The following is a 16,780-nucleotide window of genomic DNA, read 5'->3' as shown; positions in this document are numbered from 1 at the left end:
GTCGCTACGGTGGGGTTGGGGAGTTTGCGGGTCCCGAGCGACGCGTTCGCGACATCCGCGGACGGTTCCTGTCGCGAACGTCGCGTTCGCGACGTTGAGCGTCCCCAACGCGTCGTTCGCGACACGCGCGGATGCTCGACGCACGCACCCGGCCGCTGACCCACCAGGCCGCGAGCCTTCACGACGTCGGCAGCACAGCGCTCCACCACGCCGCTTCGCGACGGTCCGTGAATGCCACATTGAGGGACTCAGAGTCCCTCAATGTGGCATTCACGGACAACGGCTGGGTGGGCCCCGGACGCTCGGTGTGGCGGCCCCTGGGGGAGCGTCCCGGTGAACAGAGGTGAAAATCCTTCACATGGTGGCTGTCCTGTGCGGTGACGACTGGTAGAAGTACTGGCCAGTCCCTCCCGCATGGACGGAGCCATCATGCGCAGAACCGCGATCCTGCTCGCCCTGGTCGCCCTCCTCGCCACCGCCGCGCCTTCGCTCGCCCAGGCCGTCACCGGCTGGAAGGAAGTCGGATCCGACCGGGCGCGGCCGCTCGACGAGAGCCAGGGCCTGGCCACTATCGTGCGGCCTTCGGGCACCACGATCCGCTACACCGGAGTCGGCACGATCCCCGCCGACCTGTCGTCGAAGGGCTGGAACCACGTCGGCGACCCCGGTTCGGCGCAGGGCTGGTACGTCGAGCCGTACCAGCGGGACGATCGCGGCGCGAAGCTGTTCCGCGTGCAGGCTCCGGACGGTTCGTGGGCCAACTACCAGCACGCGCTGGAATCGTGGGAGGCGAACAACAACTCCTTCGCCGCCGTGTCGCCCGACGCGCGCTGGATGGTCGCGGGGGAGTGGGGCACGATGGACCGCCTGCTCGTGCACCCGATGCCCGGCGCGGCCTTCCCCGACGCGTCGAAGAACCTGCCGTACGCCTCGGCGATCCGCCTCGACCACTCCGTGCGGGACGTCCAGGGCTGCGACTTCCTCACCGCGACCCGGCTGCTCTGCGCGTCCGACGATCCCGACGGCAGCCTCTTCGGCACCACGAAACCGCTGCTGCAGGTCGACCTCGCGGGCCCGCTGTCCGGCTCGGACGTCACCGGGCACGTGACCTCGCTCGGTCAGCTGCCGCTGCGCAGCACGTGCGGTGGGAACTTCGAGGTCGAGGGCATCGACTTCGACGAGCGGGACGGCACCCTGCGCGTCATCGTCATGTCGCCGAGCATCTGCATCGCCTTCGACAGCAAAACCTACCGCTTCCAGCGCTCCTGACCCCGCGGCGCACTTCTGTCCACTGTGGAGGGAGAACCTGGAGTGCCGGGGCTTGTGCTCAGTCGGTGCGGGGGACGCGGGTCGGGCCCGGGGTCCTCGCCTGTTCTGGCGCCTGATCGTCTTTCGTGGATGGTGGCGGCGCCGGGGTGTCGCCACCGTGGTCCGCAGAGCCGGTGGCGGCGGGCGGTACCGGCGGCGACTTGGAGCGGCGCAGCGGGAGCGTGATGCGGTCCGAATAGGGCTTCGCCTCGTCGGCGCGGATGCTCTCGCTGACCCGCTCCATCTCCAGCCGGCGCCACTTCCGGCGCTGACGCCGGGTCGGCTTCGCCGGCCACAGCTCCTGGATCGCGCTGTTGAAATACGCGCCGCCGACCACCGCGAGCCCGATGAAGAACATCAGCAGCAGGAAGGCGATCGGAGCGGCGAGCGCGCCGTAGGTGTAGCCGGTCTTGGTGATCCAGTTCAGGTAGATCCGCAGCCCGATACTCGACAGCAGGAACACCACCATCGCGAGCACCGCGCCCGGCAGCCCGCGATGCCATGGCAGCCGCCTCGGCAGCGACAGCTTGTACAGCGTCGTGAGCGCCAGGACGATCATCACCCCGAGCACCGGGTAGTACAGCGTGCTGACCCAGCTGGTCACCGTGTCGCGCCAGCTGACCGGGAAGAACTGCGGCAGCAGGTCCGGCCCGATCGCCAGCAGCGGCAGCCCGACCACCAGGATGACCAGCCCGCACAGGTACAGCAGCAGCGCAAAGATCCGCTGCCAGACGTCGTTGCGGACCCCGTACTGGCCGTGCGCCACGGTGATGGCGTCGACGAAGGACGACATCGCCGACGAACCGGCCCACAGGGAGATCAGGAAGCCGACCGAGACGATCTCGCCCTTCCCGACCGTCAGGATGCTGTTGACCGTCGGTTCGATGATCTCCCGCACCGCGTTGTCGCTGAAGATCGTGTGGCAGAAGGTGATGATCTTGTCGTGGACGGCGGACACCACGCCCTGGCCGAACCACTCGCCGACGAAGCCGAGGCTGCCGAGCAGCCCGAGCAGCAGCGGCGGCAGCGACAGCGTCTGCCAGAACGCGGCTTCGGCGGCCTCGGAGAAGATGTTGCCGTCCCACGCCTTGGCGAACGTACGTGCGATCAGGCGCAGCGGGCCCTTGCGGCGCACCTTGCCGCCCTCGCCGGGCATGGCGTTCACCTCGTCGCTCATGACATGTCCAGCATGGTCCATTCGCGCGAATTTGGCTCGTCACCACGACGATGCCCGGGCGTGTCGGCCGACACCACCCGTGCCGGTGCCCTGCGCCGCCGGACCCGGAAGGTAAGCTCCTGGAAGTGCCCTCACCGCCGTAACCGGCATCGAAGCCGGTAGCACAGTGGGGGTTTTCGCACGTCACGGCCGATGAACGGCCTATCGGAGGGGGTGAACCGGACTTGTCGGAGACCGCGGAGCGCACATCAGGGTTCGGCGCCCCACCGGCCGCCGAGGATTCGACCGCGCGGCCGCTGCGGGCCTGGCAGCGCCGCGCGCTGACGAAGTACCTGACGCGGAAACCGCAGGACTTCCTTGCCGTGGCGACCCCCGGCGCGGGCAAGACGGTGTTCGGGCTGCGGATCGCGGCCGAGCTGCTGTCGGATCGCACGATCGAGGCCGTCACGATCGTCACACCCACCGAGCACCTCAAGCACCAGTGGGCCGCCTCGGCCGCCGCCGCCGGGATCGACATCGACTCGAACTTCCGCAACACCACCGGCGTCACGTCCTCGGACTACCGCGGGGTCGCGGTCACCTACGCGCAGGTCGCGGCGCATCCGACGCTGCACCGCGTCCGCACCGAGAACCGCAAGACACTGGTCATCCTCGACGAGATCCACCACGGCGGCGACGCGAAGTCCTGGGGTGACGCGGTCCGCGAGGCCTTCACCCCCGCCGTGCGGCGCCTGGCGCTGACCGGGACGCCGTTCCGCAGTGACGACTCGCAGATCCCGTTCGTCACCTACGAGCCCGACGGCTCCGGTTTCCAGCGCAGCAAGGCCGACCACTCCTACGGCTACGCCGACGCGCTCGCCGACGGCGTCGTCCGGCCGGTCGTCTTCCTCGCCTACTCCGGCGAGGCGTCCTGGCGCACCAGCGCGGGCGAGGAGTTCACCGCCCGGCTGGGGGAGCCGCTCACCGCGGAGCAGAACGCCCGCGCCTGGCGCACCGCGCTGGATCCGGCGGGCGAGTGGATCCCGGCGGTGCTGCAGGCCGCCGACACCCGGCTCACCCAGGTGCGTCAGGGCGTGCCGGACGCGGGCGGCCTGGTGATCGCCACCGACCAGGAGACCGCGCGCGCCTACGCCAAGATCCTGCAGCGGATCTCCGGTGAGATGCCGACACTCGTGCTGTCCGACGACCCGAAGGCGTCCGGGCGGATCAAGGAGTTCTCCGAGTCCTCGGAACGCTGGATCGTCGCGGTCCGGATGGTCTCCGAAGGCGTCGACGTGCCGCGGCTGGCGGTCGGCGTCTACGCGACCAGCGCGTCCACCCCGCTGTTCTTCGCCCAGGCCATCGGCCGTTACGTGCGGGCGCGGAAGAAGGGCGAGACGGCGAGCATCTTCCTGCCCAGCGTCCCGGTGCTGCTGGAGCTGGCGAGCGAGCTGGAAGCACAGCGTGACCACGTGCTCGGCAAGCCGCATCGCGAGAAGGAAGGCTGGGACGACGAACTGCTCGCCCAGGCCAACCGCACCGAGGACGAGCCGGGCGAGGAGGAGAAGGCGTTCACCTCGCTGCACGCCTCGGCCGAGCTCGACCAGGTCATCTACGACGGCAACTCGTTCGGCACCGCGGTCTTCTCCGGCTCCGACGAGGAACAGGAGTACCTCGGCCTGCCGGGCCTGCTGGAGCCGGACCAGGTGCGGGCGCTGCTGCGCAAGCGCCAGGAGGACCAGCTCGCGGACGAGAAGCGCCGCAAGCCCAAGGAAGCCGAGCAGCCCGCCGCGCCACCCGTCCGGCAGACGGTGAGTGAGCGCCTCGGCGCGTTGCGCAAGGAACTCAACGCGCTGGTCGGGATGTACCACCACCGCACGAAGAAACCGCACGGCGCGATCCACAACGAGCTGCGCCGCGTGTGTGGCGGGCCGCCCACCGCGATGGCCACCGTCGAGCAGCTCGAAGAACGGATCGTCACGCTCCGTTCCTGGTAGCGATCACATCGTTGCCTGCCTGGGCGCGGTTTCGGACGCGTTGCCAAACCGTGTCCGTTCTCGGGTACTTAATCGATCCAGCTATCTTCCGCGACGCCGGTCAGCGACATATGTTGTCGGCCACAACATATGCGCGACGGTGCGCCGGCCATCTCCGGACCGCCGCCCCGCGAGCAGGATCGGAGAACGAACGAGGATGCGCAGCAGAACCCTAACCCTCCTCGCCGCCACGGCGGCTTCCGCGCTGGTGCTGACCGCCTGCGGCGCCAACAGCGCCGCTCCCGGCGGCTCGGGCAGTTCCACCGTGTCCGCCCCGTCCTCGGGCGGCGCGAACGGGAAGATCGGGGTCATCCTGCCCGAGACCGCGACCTCCGCGCGGTGGGAAGCCTTCGACAAGCCGATGCTCACCGAGGCGCTCAAGGCACAGGGTTTCGACGTCGACGTGCAGAACGCGCAGGGCGACGTCCAGAAGTTCACGACGCTCGCCGACGGCATGATCGCGCAGAACGTCAAGGTGCTCGTCATCGCCGCGATCAACGGCGAACTCGGGGCCGCGGTCGCCAAGAAGGCGCAGAACGCGGGCATCCCGACGATCGACTACGACCGGCTCAACCTCGGCGGCAGCTCGGACTACTACGTCTCGTTCGACAACGAGAAGGTCGGCGCGCTGCAGGGCCAGGGCCTGGCCGACGCCTTGAAGGACAAGAAGGGCGCGCAGGTCATCCAGATCGAGGGCGCCCCGACCGACAACAACGCCACGCTGTTCGCCAACGGCCAGAAGAGCGTGCTGCAGCCGAAGTACGACAGCAACGACCTGAAACTGGTGCAGTCGCAGGCGATCGAGGACTGGAACAACCAGAAGGGCGGCCAGGTCTTCGAGCAGATCCTCACCGCCAACAACGGCAAGGTCGACGGCGTCGTCGCGGCGAACGACGGCCTCGCCGGCGCGGTGATCACGGTGCTGAAGAAGGTCGGCCTCAACGGCAAGGTCCCGGTCACCGGTCAGGACGCCACCGCGGACGGCCTCCGGGCCATCCTGCGCGGCGACCAGTACATGACGGTGTTCAAGCCGGTCAAGGAAGAGGCCGAGGCCACCGCCAAGCTCGTCACCGCGCTGGCCAAGGGCGACAAGGCCGCCGCCGACGCGATCGCCACCGGCAAGAGCAACGACCCGAAGGGCAACCGTCAGGTCAAGTCGGTGCTGCTGCAGCCGAAGCTGACCACCAAGGACGGCGTGAAGGACGTCATCGCCCAGGGCTACGTCAAGGCGTCCGAGGTGTGCGCGGGCGACCTCGCCGCGGCGTGCGCCCAGCTCGGCATCTCCTAGGCCGGAAAGTCCCCCGCAGACAGCCGGGCCGGGACGCGCGCCCCGACCGCGTGTCCCGGCCCGGTCACCACGCCGGAGAGTCAGAGAAACCACGATGAGCGAACCCATCCTCGAACTGCACCAGGTGAACAAGAGCTTCGGGCCGGTCCACGTCCTGCACGACGTCGACTTCAACGTCCGGGCCGGTGAGGTCACCGCACTAGTCGGCGACAACGGCGCCGGAAAGTCCACATTGGTCAAATGCATCGCCGGGATCCACGGCACCGACTCGGGAACCGTGCGCTTCCACGGCGAACCGGTGCACATCCACGGCCCGCGCGACGCCGCCGCGCTCGGCATCGAGGTCGTGTACCAGGACCTCGCGCTGGCCGACAACCTCGACATCGTGCAGAACATGTTCCTCGGCAGGGAACGCGGCAGCCGGTGGCTGCTCGACGAGGCGAGCATGGAGAAGGCCGCCCGCGAAACACTGGCTTCGCTGTCGGTCCGCACGGTGAAGTCGGTGCGCACGCCCGTTTCCGCGCTGTCCGGCGGGCAGCGGCAGACCGTCGCGATCGCCAAGTCCGTGCTGTGGGACTCGAAGGTCGTCCTGCTGGACGAGCCGACCGCCGCGCTCGGCGTCGCGCAGACCCGGCAGGTGCTCGACCTGGTCCGCAGGCTCGCCGAGCAGGGGCTCGGCGTCGTGCTGATCAGCCACAACATGGCCGACGTGTTCGAGGTCGCCGACCGCATCGCGGTGCTCTACCTCGGCAGGCTCGTCGCCGAGGTACACACCAAGGACGTCACCCACGGCCAGGTCGTGGAGCTCATCACCGCCGGGCGTTCCGGCGAACTCGGCCTCGCCCGGCCCGAAGCCGCGGTCCTGTGAGCGGGAAGAAAGAACCGGAAATGACTGAGACACCCCAGAAACTGGCGGCGGACGAGCCGAAGCTCGCCGACAAGCTCTCCCCGTCCGCGGCGATCACCGACTTCGGCATCGACACGACGTCGATGTCGACCTCGGAGGCGATCCGCGACTACTTCTCCCGGCTCAAGGCGGGCCAGCTGGGCTCGCTGCCCGCGCTGCTCGGCCTCGTCGTGCTGGTGATCCTGTTCTCCGCGCTGTCGGACTTCTTCTTCACCCTCAACAACATCGCGAACCTGCTCGCGCAGGGCGCCGGGCAGACCATCATCGCGATGGGCATCGTCTACGTCCTGCTGCTCGGCGAGATCGACCTGTCCGCGGGCACCGCCTCCGGTGTCGCCGGATCCGTGATGGCACTGCATTTCGTGCGCAACGGCAACCTGCTCGGTTCGCTGGGCGGCACGGTGTTCTTCATCTTCGTCGCCATTCTCGCGGTGGCCGCGCTGCTCGCGCTGTTCTTGCGGATCTGGGCGGGCGCGGCGCTTTCCGTCGGGGCACTGGCGATCGTGCTGTCCGGGGTCACCGCGAACCCGTGGATCGAGATGCTGTTCGCGATCTGCGTCGGCGCCGCGATCGGCTGTATCACCGGGTTCCTGGTGTCGAAGATCGGCATGCCGTCGTTCGTGGTGACGCTCGCGCTGTTCATCGTGTGGCAGGGCGTGATCCTGCAGTTCATCGGCGAGGGCGGCACGCTGAACATCAGCAACTCGGACGTGCTCAACAAGGTGGCCAACGGGAACCTGTCCATCGCGGGCAGCTGGGCGCTGGCGATCGTCGGGGCCGGTGGCTTCGCCGGGGTGACGCTCGGCAGGCATTTCTCCCGGCTCAGGCGCGGACTCGTCGTCCAGCCGACCCCGCTCGCGCTGGCCAAGGTCGGTGCGGTGGCGGTGATCGCCGCGGTGTCGACGTATCTGTTCACGCTCAACCGCGCGGCGAACTCGAACATCGTCATCCAGGGCGTGCCGTACGTGGTGCCGATCGTGCTGGTGCTGCTGACGATCGGGACCTACGTGCTCAACCGGACCCGCTACGGCAGGCACATCTACGCCGTCGGCGGCAACCGCGAGGCCGCCCGGCGCGCGGGGATCAACGTGGACAAGATCCGCGCGAGCGTGTTCGTGATCTGCTCCACCGTCGCCGCGATCGGCGCGATCGTCTACTCGTCGAAGGTCGGTTCGGTGGACCCGCAGGCCGGCGGGCTGAACACCCTGCTGTTCGCGGTGGGCGGCGCGGTGATCGGCGGGACCTCGCTGTTCGGCGGCAAGGGCAGGCTCTTCGACGCGGTCATCGGCGGCATGGTGCTGGCCGTCGTCGCGAACGGGCTCGGCCTGCTCAAGCAGCCGGTCGCGGTGCAGAACATCATCACCGGGCTGGTGCTGCTGCTCGCGGCCACAGTGGACGCCTTGTCCCGCCGTCGCGCGGCGGTGTCGGCGCGGTGACCCACCGCGTGGAAAGATGACCCCGTGACCAGCACGCCCGTTGCTCGACCCGACGAGGTGCGCAGGCACAACCGCACGACGCTGCTGCGGCTGCTGCACGTCAGCGGGCCGAGCACACGGGCGACGCTGGCCGCGGAACTCGGGCTCAACCGGAGCACCATCAAGACCCTCGTCGACGGGCTGGCCGAGGCCGGCGTCGTCGAGGAGCGGGTGCCGCGGCCGGGGCGGGGCGCGGGCCGTCCCTCGCTGCTCGTCCTGCCGCAGCCGCACGCGGCGGTGGTGCTCGCGGTGGACCTCCAGGTCGAGCACGTGGCCATCGCGCTGGTCGGGCTCGGCGGGCAGATCCTCGGCCGCAACAGCTGGAACCTGCGCGGCCGCATGCGCGAGCCCGACGAGGTCATCACGCACGTCCTCGAGTCCACCGCCATGCTCGCCGGGGACCTCGGCGTGTCCCCGGTCGCGGCCGGAGTGTCGGTCCCCGGCGTCGTCCGGCGCTCGGACGGCCACGTGCACGAGGCGCCCAACCTGCGCTGGACCGACGTCGCGCTGGGGGAGCGGCTCGGCAGCGTGCTGCGGATCCCGATCCTGGTCGGCAACGACGCCGAGCTCGGCGCGGTCGCCGAGCATCTGCGCGGTGCCGCGCGGGGCTCGTCGGACGCGGTCTACATCTCGGCGGACGTCGGGGTCGGCGGCGGTGTCATCGCCGAGGGCTCCTCGCTGCGCGGCGGTGCCGGGTACGTCGGCGAGGTCGGCCACATGGTGGTCCGGCCCGGCGGGCGGGCCTGCTACTGCGGCAGCAGCGGCTGCTGGGAGACCGAGGTCGGCGAGGCCGCGCTGTGCCGCGCGCTCGGCCTGCCCGAGGACACCCCGCGCGGGGCCATCCTGTTCGAACTGCGGGAGCTGGGACAGGACCCCGCGGAGGCCGCGCGGCGGCTCGGGGAGTTCGTCGAATGGCTCACGCTCGGCCTGGTCAACGTGGTGAACCTGCTCGGCCCGCAGCTGGTGGTGCTCGGTGACCTGCTGACCGTGCTGCCGGAGGAGATCGTCCGCTCGGTGGCCGCGGACGTCCGGCGGCGGAGCCTGGTAAGCCGGGCGGTCGGCGGGACGCGGATCGTCGGCTCGGCGCTGGGCGCCGACGTCAAACTGCTCGGCGCCGCCGAAGTCGCCTTCGAATCCGCCCTCGACCGGGTCTGACCCGCGTCCCGGTTCGACGTGGGCCGGTCACCGAGGGACGCCCTGGGTGCGTCCACCGCACCGAGGGACGCCCCTGTCGCACTGAACGCACCGAAGGCGTCCCTCGGCACGGGGCTCGGCACCGCACGCCATGTCGCGAACGCGTCGTTCGCGACGTCGAACGTCCCGAACGCGTCGTTGGGGACGTTGAACGTCCCCAACGCGTCGTTCGAGACATCCGGGGGCCGCGGGTCGCGACCGGTCCACTCGCGACGGCCGGGATGCGCTGAAGGCGCCCTTCAGCGCGTCTGGCGCACTGAAGGCGCCCTTCAGCGCGTCCAACGCACTGAAAGCGCCCTTCAGCTCACGTCCCTCAGCACGGGACAGCACGGGAAAAGAAGGAGGGCGGCGGACGCTCGCGCGCCTGCCGCCCTCGAACGGATCGTAGGGCCCGGGACTACCGGATGATCTCGGCAGCGAGTTCCTTGAGCTTGGACTCGTGCTCGCGGGCGTGGTGGCCGCAGAAGAGCAGCTCGCCACCGGTGGAGAGGACGGCACGTACCTGTGCCGCGGCTCCGCACCGGTCGCAACGGTCGGCGGCGGTCAATTCGGGGCGGGTGAGCGTCGGCGTTGTCATGGGGGTCTCCCTCCGTCCCGGCATCGGTGGCCCGATGCCCTCGATCCAGCTACGCCCACTCCGGTGGTGACTCCGGTGCGAGGATCGCGCCGGCTCCGTTGTGTTCGTGCTTCCACTCTTGCAGACGTTTCGGGGCCCGCAAGTGTTCCCGCGCCGGTGGGAGCTGCGTCACGCCGAATTACCCCGGATGCCGTAACGGATTCCCGCAAGCCGGGAGATGCGCCCCCGCCGGACGGTGTTTCGCGTGGTCAGGCACCATGCGGGAGTGGCTTCGGTGATCTCGGCAAAACGTCTCGGCGCGATACCCGCGCCGATCTTGTTCGTTCTCAGCGGAATTTCCCTGTATGCCGGCGCGGCCATCGCGGTCGGACTTTTCGGACATGCGACGCCTGCCGGGGTCGCCTGGCTGCGCTGTCTCGGGGCGGCGATCGTGCTGATCGCCTGGCGCCGTCCGCCCGCTTCGGCCTGGCGGGGCCGTCCGCTGCTGCTCGCGGCCACGTTCGGCGTGGTCACGGCCGGGATGAACGTGCTGTTCTACGAGGCGATCGCGCGGCTGCCACTGGGCACGGCGGTCGCGCTGGAGTTCGCCGGACCGGTCGCGGTCGCGGCGTTCGGCTCGCGCACCGTGCGTGACTTCCTCGCGGTGGCGCTGGTGGCCGCCGGGGTGGTCGCGATCGCCGATGTGCGGCTGGAGGGCGCCGCGCTGGGGGTGGTGTTCGCGCTGGGCGCCGCGGCGGCCTGGGCGGCCTACATCGTGCTCGGCAAGCGGGTCGCGGAGGCCGGCGCGGGGATCGACGGGCTCGCGATCGGGTTCGTGATCGCCACGGTGCTGCTCTCCCCACTGGCGCTCGGTACCGGCGAGGTGTGGTCTTCGCCACGTCTGCTGGTCCTGGGCATCGGGGTCGGCGTGCTCTCGACCGTCGTGCCCTACGCGCTCGACCAGGTCGTGCTGCGGCGGGCCGGGCGGGCCCGGTTCGCGTTGCTGCTGGCCCTGCTGCCGGTCACCGCCGGGGTGACCGGGTTCGTGGTGCTCGGCCAGGTGCCCGGTCCCGTCGAGGCGCTCGGCACGCTGGCGGTCGTGGCGGGGGTCGCGCTGCGCGGGCGGGAGCCAGGGCAGAAGCCGGTGCCGGAACCGCCCGGTTAGATAGCCGCGATCGCGCTGAGCGGTGATACTGACCGGATGACGAAGGCGGCGTCGGCCGCGGCCAAGGACCTGGCCGCCGCGGGGGTGAGCGGGGTCCATGTCGCCTGGGCGGACAACAACGGCATCCCGCGGTCGCGGATCGTGCCGATCACCGGACTCGCCGACGCGGCGACCCACGGTGTCGGGACCACCTCGCTGTTCGCCGTCTTCGACAGCCACGACGCGATCACCTACGGCCACCGCGGCCTCGCCACGCCGTCCGGCGACATCCGGCTCGTGCCCGTCATCGAGCGGCTGCGGCGGCTCGCGGGACAGCCCGCGCTGGCCTGGGCGCCGGGCCGCCAGCTCGCCGCGGACGGGTCGCCGTGGCCGTACTGCCAGCGAGCCGTCCTCGAACGCCAGGTGGCCGAGGCCGATCGCCGGGGCCTCGAATTCCTCGCCGGATACGAACTGGAGTTCGCCGTCGCCCCGGCGGGGAGCGCGGACATCGTGTCGGCACCGGGCCATCCCGGGCCCGCCTACAGCCCGCACGCGCTGATCGGCCTCGACGACTTCGTCGCCGGGCTGCTGCACGACTTCGACGCCAACGGCCTGCGAATCGGCCAGCTGCACGCCGAATACGGCCTCGCGCAGCTGGAACTTTCCCTCGGCGTCACGGATCCGGTGTCGGCGGCCGACGACCAGCTGCTCGCCCGCCAGACCATCCACGCCGCCGCGCACGCCCACGGGCTCGTGGTCAGCTTCGCCCCGATGATCGGGCCCGGCGCCGCGGGCAACGGCTGGCACCTGCACACCTCGGTGCGCCGCAAGGGCCGGAACCTCCTGGCGGGCGAAGACGTCCCCGGTGAGGACGGCGCCGCCTACCTCGGTGGCCTGTTGCGGGATCTGCCCGCGCTGACGGCGATCACCGCGCCGAGCGTGCCGTCCACGATGCGGCTGCGGCCGGGATTCTTCGCCGGTGCGTATGCCTTCTGGGGCGTGGAAAACCGGGAAGCGCCGCTGCGGTACGTCCCCGGATCTTCGTTGCTCGGCGCCGATCACGCGAACGTCGAGCTGAAGACGTCCGACGCCTCGGCCAATCCGTATCTCGCCCTCGCGGTCGTCCTGGCGGCGGGGATGGCCGGGATCGCCGACGGCGTCGTCCCGCCCGAGCCGATCGCCGAGGACCCGGGGACGTGGAGCGCCGGGGACCGCGAAACCCGCGGTGTCGCAAGGCTTCCGGAGGACCCGGCCGCGCAGGACGCCGCGCTTCTGGCATCGTCGCGAGTGGCCGGGGTACTCGGCGACGAGCTGCTCGGCGCGTTCCGCGCGGTTCGGGCCTCCGACGCGACGTGGGCGGAGGGGAAGTCCGCGGACGAGATCATCGCCGCCCATCTGTGGCGGTACTGACGAACAAAGGCTGAAGGGGGAACGACTTCTGATGTCCTCGGGAGTCGACGGCGGCCACACCGACCTGTCCGACGTGCGCTGGCTGCCCGGCGGGGCCCGGCTGGCCGCCGAGGCGCGGGCCGAGCTGCCGCAGAAGGACGGCCTCGACGCGGCGTTCGTCGCGCTCGCCGCGCTGCGTGCCGCGGGCGTCGACGTGGCCGACCAGGACGAGGTCGCCCGTGCGGCCGGGACGATCCGCGGTCCCGCGCAGGCCCCGCCGGGGAGCGCGCCGCGCCTGGATTTCCGGCTCGGTCTCCCGGAAACCCCCGACCCCGCCGCCGCGGGTACGTCGGCGGCCGGGCTGGCGGCGGCGATCGACGAGTTGTCCGGCGCTCGCCTGGCCACTGTTCCCGTGACCGGGGAGTGGAGCACGGACGCGCTGTTCGATCTGCTGGTCTCGCTGTGGGAACTGCCGCGCGTGGCGGTAGTCGCCCAGCTCGACGCGGCCGAGCTGGGCGCGGACGACACCCCGGAACGGGCCCTGCTCGACTACCTCGACACCGGAGTCCCTCCACTGTGGACGGCGCGCTGGCGGCCCGCCGCCCGGCACTTCGTGCTGCTCGCCGGAATCCGGATCGGCGCCGAGGGGACCCTGGTGTCCGTTGTGGACACTTACCCTTCCTTGGGGGACAACGGAGTGCACGACCAGCCGCTGGAATGGGTGACCGCGGCGCTGCGGAGCGGCCCGTCCGGCGTGCTGCTCGTCGCCGACGCCGACCAGGCGCTGGTGGCGGGCGCCGCCGTCGACGTCGCCCGCCTCACCCCGCGCTTCTGGGACTCCTGACCGCTCGGCTGTCCGGGGTGTTGAGGCGGGAGTGCTTGCGGCCGTAGGTGAAGTAGATGAGCAGGCCGACCGCCAGCCACACCGCGAACCGGACCCAGGTGAGCACGTCCAGGTTCAGCATCAGGTAGAAGCAGGCGAGCGCGGCCACGATCGGCAGCACCGGTGAGAACGGCACGGTGAACGGGCGCGGCAGTTCGGGACGGCGGCGGCGCAGGACCGGCACCGCGACCGCGACGATGATCATCGCGGACAGGGCGCCGATGCTGACCATGTCGGCCAGTTCCGAGATCGGCACGAACGCGGCCAGCACCGCGATGAGCACGGCGCCGCCGATCGTCATCCGGTGCGGCGTGCCCCACTTCGGATGCGTCGTACCGAGTTTCCTCGGCAGCAGCCCGTCGCGGCCCATCGCGAAGCCGATCCGCCCGATGGTGACGAGCTCGACCATCATCACCGACGTCAGCCCGGTGACCGCGCCGAGCGAGATCAGCGCGCCGACCCAGTGCTGGCCGACGCGGTCGAACGCGTCCGCCAGCGGTGCGCCGGTGTCGATGTCGGTGAACGGGACCATGCCGGTGAGCACGATCGACACCCCGATGTAGAGGATCGCGCAGACGCCGAGCGCGCCGAGGATGCCGACGCGCAGATCCTTGCGCGGGTTCATGGTTTCCTCACCGAGGTTCGCCAGCGCCTCGAACCCGGTGTAGGCGAAGAACACCACCGCGGCCGCGGTGAGCATCCCGGCGACGCCGTACAACGACGGGCTCAGCCCCAGCGCCGCCTGCACCACGGGCTGGTGCAGCGCGCTCGTCCCGGCCTCGGCGGGTTCCGAGGGCGGGATGAACGGGACGAGGTTCGACGCCTTCACGAAGAACACGCCGACCACCAGGATCAGCACGCAGACCGCGACCTTGACCACGACGAGCAGGTTCGTCAGCCAGGCCGACTGTTTGATGCCGACCACCGCGACCACGGTCAGCACGGCGATGATCAGCACCGCGCCGATGTTCACCGTCGCCTTCTCGCCGAACAGCTCGGGGGACAGGCCCAGCAGGTTCGCCAGGTACCCCGACCAGCCGCGGGACACCACTGCCGCGCCGAGCGCGAACTCCAGCAGCAGGTCCCAGCCGATGATCCAGGCGAACACCTCGCCGAGCGTGGCGAAGGCGTAGGTGTAGGCACTCCCGGCAGTCGGAACACTGGAGGCCAATTCGGCGTAGCACAGCGCCGCGAGCCCGGCGACCACCGCGCCGAGCACGAACGACAACGTCACCGACGGGCCGGCGTGCGTCTTGGCCTGGACGCCGGCGAGGGTGAAGATGCCGGTCCCGATGATGATCCCGACGCCGAAGCCGATCAGATCCCGGCCCCGCAGCCGCCGCTTCAGCTCGCCCGAGTCCTGCCTGCCGAGAACCTCGTCCACGTCCAAAGTCCGCCGCACACTCATGCGACGACGTTAGAAGATCGCACCGGGCCGCGCAGATCGGCCATTCGGGGTGATCCGGCGCGGAACTCGCGTGATCAGGGGCGGAACTCGCGTGATCAGAGGCGGAACTCGCGTGATCAGAGGGAGATCTCGCGTGATCAGGGGGCGGGGACGCCGTTTTCCTGGGCGAGGATGGCGGCCTGGACGCGGGAGCGGAGGCCGAGCTTGGTCAGGACGCGGGAGACGTGGGTCTTGACCGTGGTCTCGCCGATGTGCAGGCGGGTGCCGATCTGGGCGTTGGAGAGGCCGGCGCCGAGACAGCCCAGCACCTCGCGCTCGCGGTCGGTCAGCTCGCCGAGGCCGCTCGGCACGGGCGCGGGTTCCCGGCTGCTCGCCGCGAACGCCGCGATCAGCTTGCGGGTCACCTGCGGGGCCAGCACGCCTTCCCCGGCGGCGACGAGCTTGACGGCCTCGATCAGCCGGGCCGCTTCGACCGATTTGAGCAGGAATCCCGCAGCCCCGGCGCGCAGCGCGGCGTGTACGTACTCGTCGAGGTCGAACGTGGTGAGCACGAGGACCTCGCCCAGGTTCTCCGCGATCACCTGCCGGGTCGCGGCGATGCCGTCGGTGCCGGGCATCCGCACGTCCATCAGCACGACGTCGGGGCGCAGCGCCCTGGCCTGCCGCACCGCGGCGGCGCCGTCCGCCGCCTCGCCGACGACCTCGATCTCCGGGTCGTTGCCGAGCATGAGCATCAGCCCCGCCCGGATCGCCCCGTGGTCGTCGGCCACCAGAACCCGGACCGTCACTCAACCCTCCACCGGTAACTCGGCGCGGACGAGCCAGTCCGTGCCGGACGGCCCCGCGCTCAGCGTGCCACCGACCGCCGCCGCGCGCTCGCGCATGTTCAGCAGGCCCAGCCCGGCCCCGGTGCCCTCCGCCGTGGGCCTGTCCCGGCGCAGCCCGTTGCTGACCTCGATGGTCAGGACGCCGCCGTCGCGCCGGATGTCGAGGACGACCCGGCCGCCCGGCGCGTGCTTGACCGCGTTGGTCAATGCCTCCTGCGCGATGCGGTACGCGGTGAGATCGACCGCGGCCGGCAGCCCCTGTTCGTCCATTGTGGAGCGTACCTCGACGCGCAGCCCGCTCGCCCGCGCCGATTCGACCAGTTTGGACAGTTCGGCCAGCCGCGGTGGCGCGGTGGCCTCCATTTCCGCGTCACCCTGTGCCGAGCGCAGCAGGCCGATCATCGCCCGCATCTCCTCCAGCGCGCTGACACTGTTCTCCCGCACCGATTCCAGCACACCGCGGGCCAGTGCCGGGTTGGTGCCCGAACTGGACAGCACGGCCTCGGACTGGATCGCGATGGCCGAGAGGTGGCCGGCGACGACGTCGTGCAGGTCCCGCGCCATCCGCGCGCGTTCCGCCCCGACCGCGGCCTGCCGGTCCAGCTCGGCGATCTTCGCCAGCTGCTCGCCGTTCGCCCGCTCGGTGTCGGCGATGTCGCGCTGCTGGCGGACGTTGGCCGCCCACCACACCGGGGTGATGAGGAACGGCAGGCAGCCCAGCGCCGCGAGCACCGCCTGCCGCCACTGCGCCGAAAGCGCGGCCACCGCGACGACCACCGCGGCCGTGGCCGCGACCGCGATGCCGATCATGACCCGGCTCGTCCGCCGCGAGCCGTACAGCGTGGCGGCGTACAGGAAGTCGGTGAAGACGATGAGCACCGGCAGCGACGGCCCGAGCGTGATGTCCGCCGCGAGCACGCCGCAGGCGAGCAGCAGCCCGCCGGGCACCCAGCGGCGCAGCAGCTCCAGACCACAGAGGACGGTCAGCTCGGTCAGCCGGATCCACAGTGGATTCGCGTCGATGCCGCCCAGCAGCTGGTGGATCCCGGCGACGTAGACCAGCAGGCCGATCAGCCACGTGCCCAGCGCGATGACGGTGTCCTGCTGCCACACCGGCAGGGTCCGCAACCGGGGGAGAGCTCGCAGGGGCACGGCACCATCCCAGCACATCCGCGCGGCGCCCGCGTCCTACGAACTGATGACGGTGAT

At 70.8% G+C, this 16,780-nt stretch carries 14 protein-coding genes; 9 read left to right on the top strand and 5 right to left on the bottom strand.

From position 1 onward, the window contains the following. Nucleotides 1–429: 429 nt before the first annotated feature. Nucleotides 430–1,269 carry a hypothetical protein gene (locus ACFWY9_RS07580; RefSeq protein ID WP_378338421.1) on the top strand — a complete coding sequence of 280 codons (840 nt, stop codon included), beginning with the start codon at nucleotides 430–432 and terminating at the stop codon, nucleotides 1,267–1,269. Nucleotides 1,270–1,327: 58 nt separating this feature from the next. Here the strand turns inward: ACFWY9_RS07580 and ACFWY9_RS07575 are convergent, their stop codons facing one another. Then, complete coding sequence (locus ACFWY9_RS07575) at nucleotides 1,328–2,485, bottom strand: YihY/virulence factor BrkB family protein (RefSeq protein WP_378338420.1); 1,158 nt, start codon at nucleotides 2,483–2,485, stop codon at nucleotides 1,328–1,330. Between the two features lie 224 nt (nucleotides 2,486–2,709). On the opposite strand from ACFWY9_RS07575, the gene ACFWY9_RS07570 reads away from it, so the two are divergent. The 5 genes from ACFWY9_RS07570 to ACFWY9_RS07550 all read left to right on the top strand — a co-directional run bounded on the left by ACFWY9_RS07570 (nucleotide 2,710) and on the right by ACFWY9_RS07550 (nucleotide 9,325). After that, nucleotides 2,710–4,461 (top strand): DEAD/DEAH box helicase, encoded by a 1,752-nt coding sequence (locus ACFWY9_RS07570; RefSeq protein WP_378326996.1) that lies wholly within the window; start codon nucleotides 2,710–2,712, stop codon nucleotides 4,459–4,461. 196 nt (nucleotides 4,462–4,657) lie between these two features. Next, nucleotides 4,658–5,788 carry a sugar ABC transporter substrate-binding protein gene (locus ACFWY9_RS07565; RefSeq protein ID WP_378326995.1) on the top strand — a complete coding sequence of 377 codons (1,131 nt, stop codon included), beginning with the start codon at nucleotides 4,658–4,660 and terminating at the stop codon, nucleotides 5,786–5,788. Nucleotides 5,789–5,882: 94 nt separating this feature from the next. Beyond that, a complete protein-coding gene (locus tag ACFWY9_RS07560) occupies nucleotides 5,883–6,656 on the top strand; it encodes an ATP-binding cassette domain-containing protein (protein ID WP_378326994.1) in 774 nt (257 codons plus the stop codon). Between the two features lie 20 nt (nucleotides 6,657–6,676). Further along, nucleotides 6,677–8,131 (top strand): sugar ABC transporter permease, encoded by a 1,455-nt coding sequence (locus ACFWY9_RS07555; RefSeq protein WP_378326993.1) that lies wholly within the window; start codon nucleotides 6,677–6,679, stop codon nucleotides 8,129–8,131. Nucleotides 8,132–8,155: 24 nt separating this feature from the next. Continuing rightward, nucleotides 8,156–9,325, top strand: coding sequence for an ROK family protein (locus tag ACFWY9_RS07550; RefSeq protein WP_378326992.1), 1,170 nt, complete (start codon nucleotides 8,156–8,158; stop codon nucleotides 9,323–9,325). Nucleotides 9,326–9,761: 436 nt separating this feature from the next. Here the strand turns inward: ACFWY9_RS07550 and ACFWY9_RS07545 are convergent, their stop codons facing one another. Continuing rightward, the gene (locus ACFWY9_RS07545) at nucleotides 9,762–9,941 is read right to left on the bottom strand and encodes a hypothetical protein (protein WP_345387499.1); all 180 of its coding nucleotides are present in this window, start codon (nucleotides 9,939–9,941) and stop codon (nucleotides 9,762–9,764) included. A gap of 340 nt (nucleotides 9,942–10,281) precedes the next feature. Between ACFWY9_RS07545 and ACFWY9_RS07540 the strand changes: the two genes are divergently transcribed. The 3 genes from ACFWY9_RS07540 to ACFWY9_RS07530 are packed head-to-tail and all read left to right on the top strand — an operon-like array spanning nucleotide 10,282 to nucleotide 13,297. Further along, the gene (locus ACFWY9_RS07540) at nucleotides 10,282–11,085 is read left to right on the top strand and encodes a DMT family transporter (protein ID WP_378338424.1); all 804 of its coding nucleotides are present in this window, start codon (nucleotides 10,282–10,284) and stop codon (nucleotides 11,083–11,085) included. A gap of 36 nt (nucleotides 11,086–11,121) precedes the next feature. Then, nucleotides 11,122–12,474, top strand: a complete 1,353-nt coding sequence (locus ACFWY9_RS07535) for a glutamine synthetase (RefSeq protein WP_378338419.1) — start codon at nucleotides 11,122–11,124, stop codon at nucleotides 12,472–12,474. A gap of 31 nt (nucleotides 12,475–12,505) precedes the next feature. Further along, nucleotides 12,506–13,297, top strand: coding sequence for a DUF6885 family protein (locus ACFWY9_RS07530; protein ID WP_378326990.1), 792 nt, complete (start codon nucleotides 12,506–12,508; stop codon nucleotides 13,295–13,297). Here the strand turns inward: ACFWY9_RS07530 and ACFWY9_RS07525 are convergent. The 3 genes from ACFWY9_RS07525 to ACFWY9_RS07515 form a co-directional block, all read right to left on the bottom strand. Beyond that, nucleotides 13,272–14,744, bottom strand: coding sequence for an amino acid permease (locus ACFWY9_RS07525; protein ID WP_378326989.1), 1,473 nt, complete (start codon nucleotides 14,742–14,744; stop codon nucleotides 13,272–13,274). The genes ACFWY9_RS07530 and ACFWY9_RS07525 overlap by 26 nt on opposite strands. A 137-nt stretch (nucleotides 14,745–14,881) precedes the next feature. Next, entirely contained in the window at nucleotides 14,882–15,532 is a 651-nt protein-coding gene (locus tag ACFWY9_RS07520) for a response regulator (RefSeq protein ID WP_378326988.1), read from the bottom strand. Continuing rightward, a complete protein-coding gene (locus ACFWY9_RS07515) occupies nucleotides 15,533–16,741 on the bottom strand; it encodes a sensor histidine kinase (protein WP_378338418.1) in 1,209 nt (402 codons plus the stop codon). Nucleotides 16,742–16,780 lie beyond the last annotated feature (39 nt).

It is taken from the genome of Amycolatopsis sp. NPDC059027, assembly GCF_042739735.1.
Classification (GTDB): domain Bacteria; phylum Actinomycetota; class Actinomycetes; order Mycobacteriales; family Pseudonocardiaceae; genus Amycolatopsis.
The sequence above is the reverse complement of the archived record's forward strand: the minus strand, read 5'-3'. Positions and strand labels throughout refer to the sequence as shown.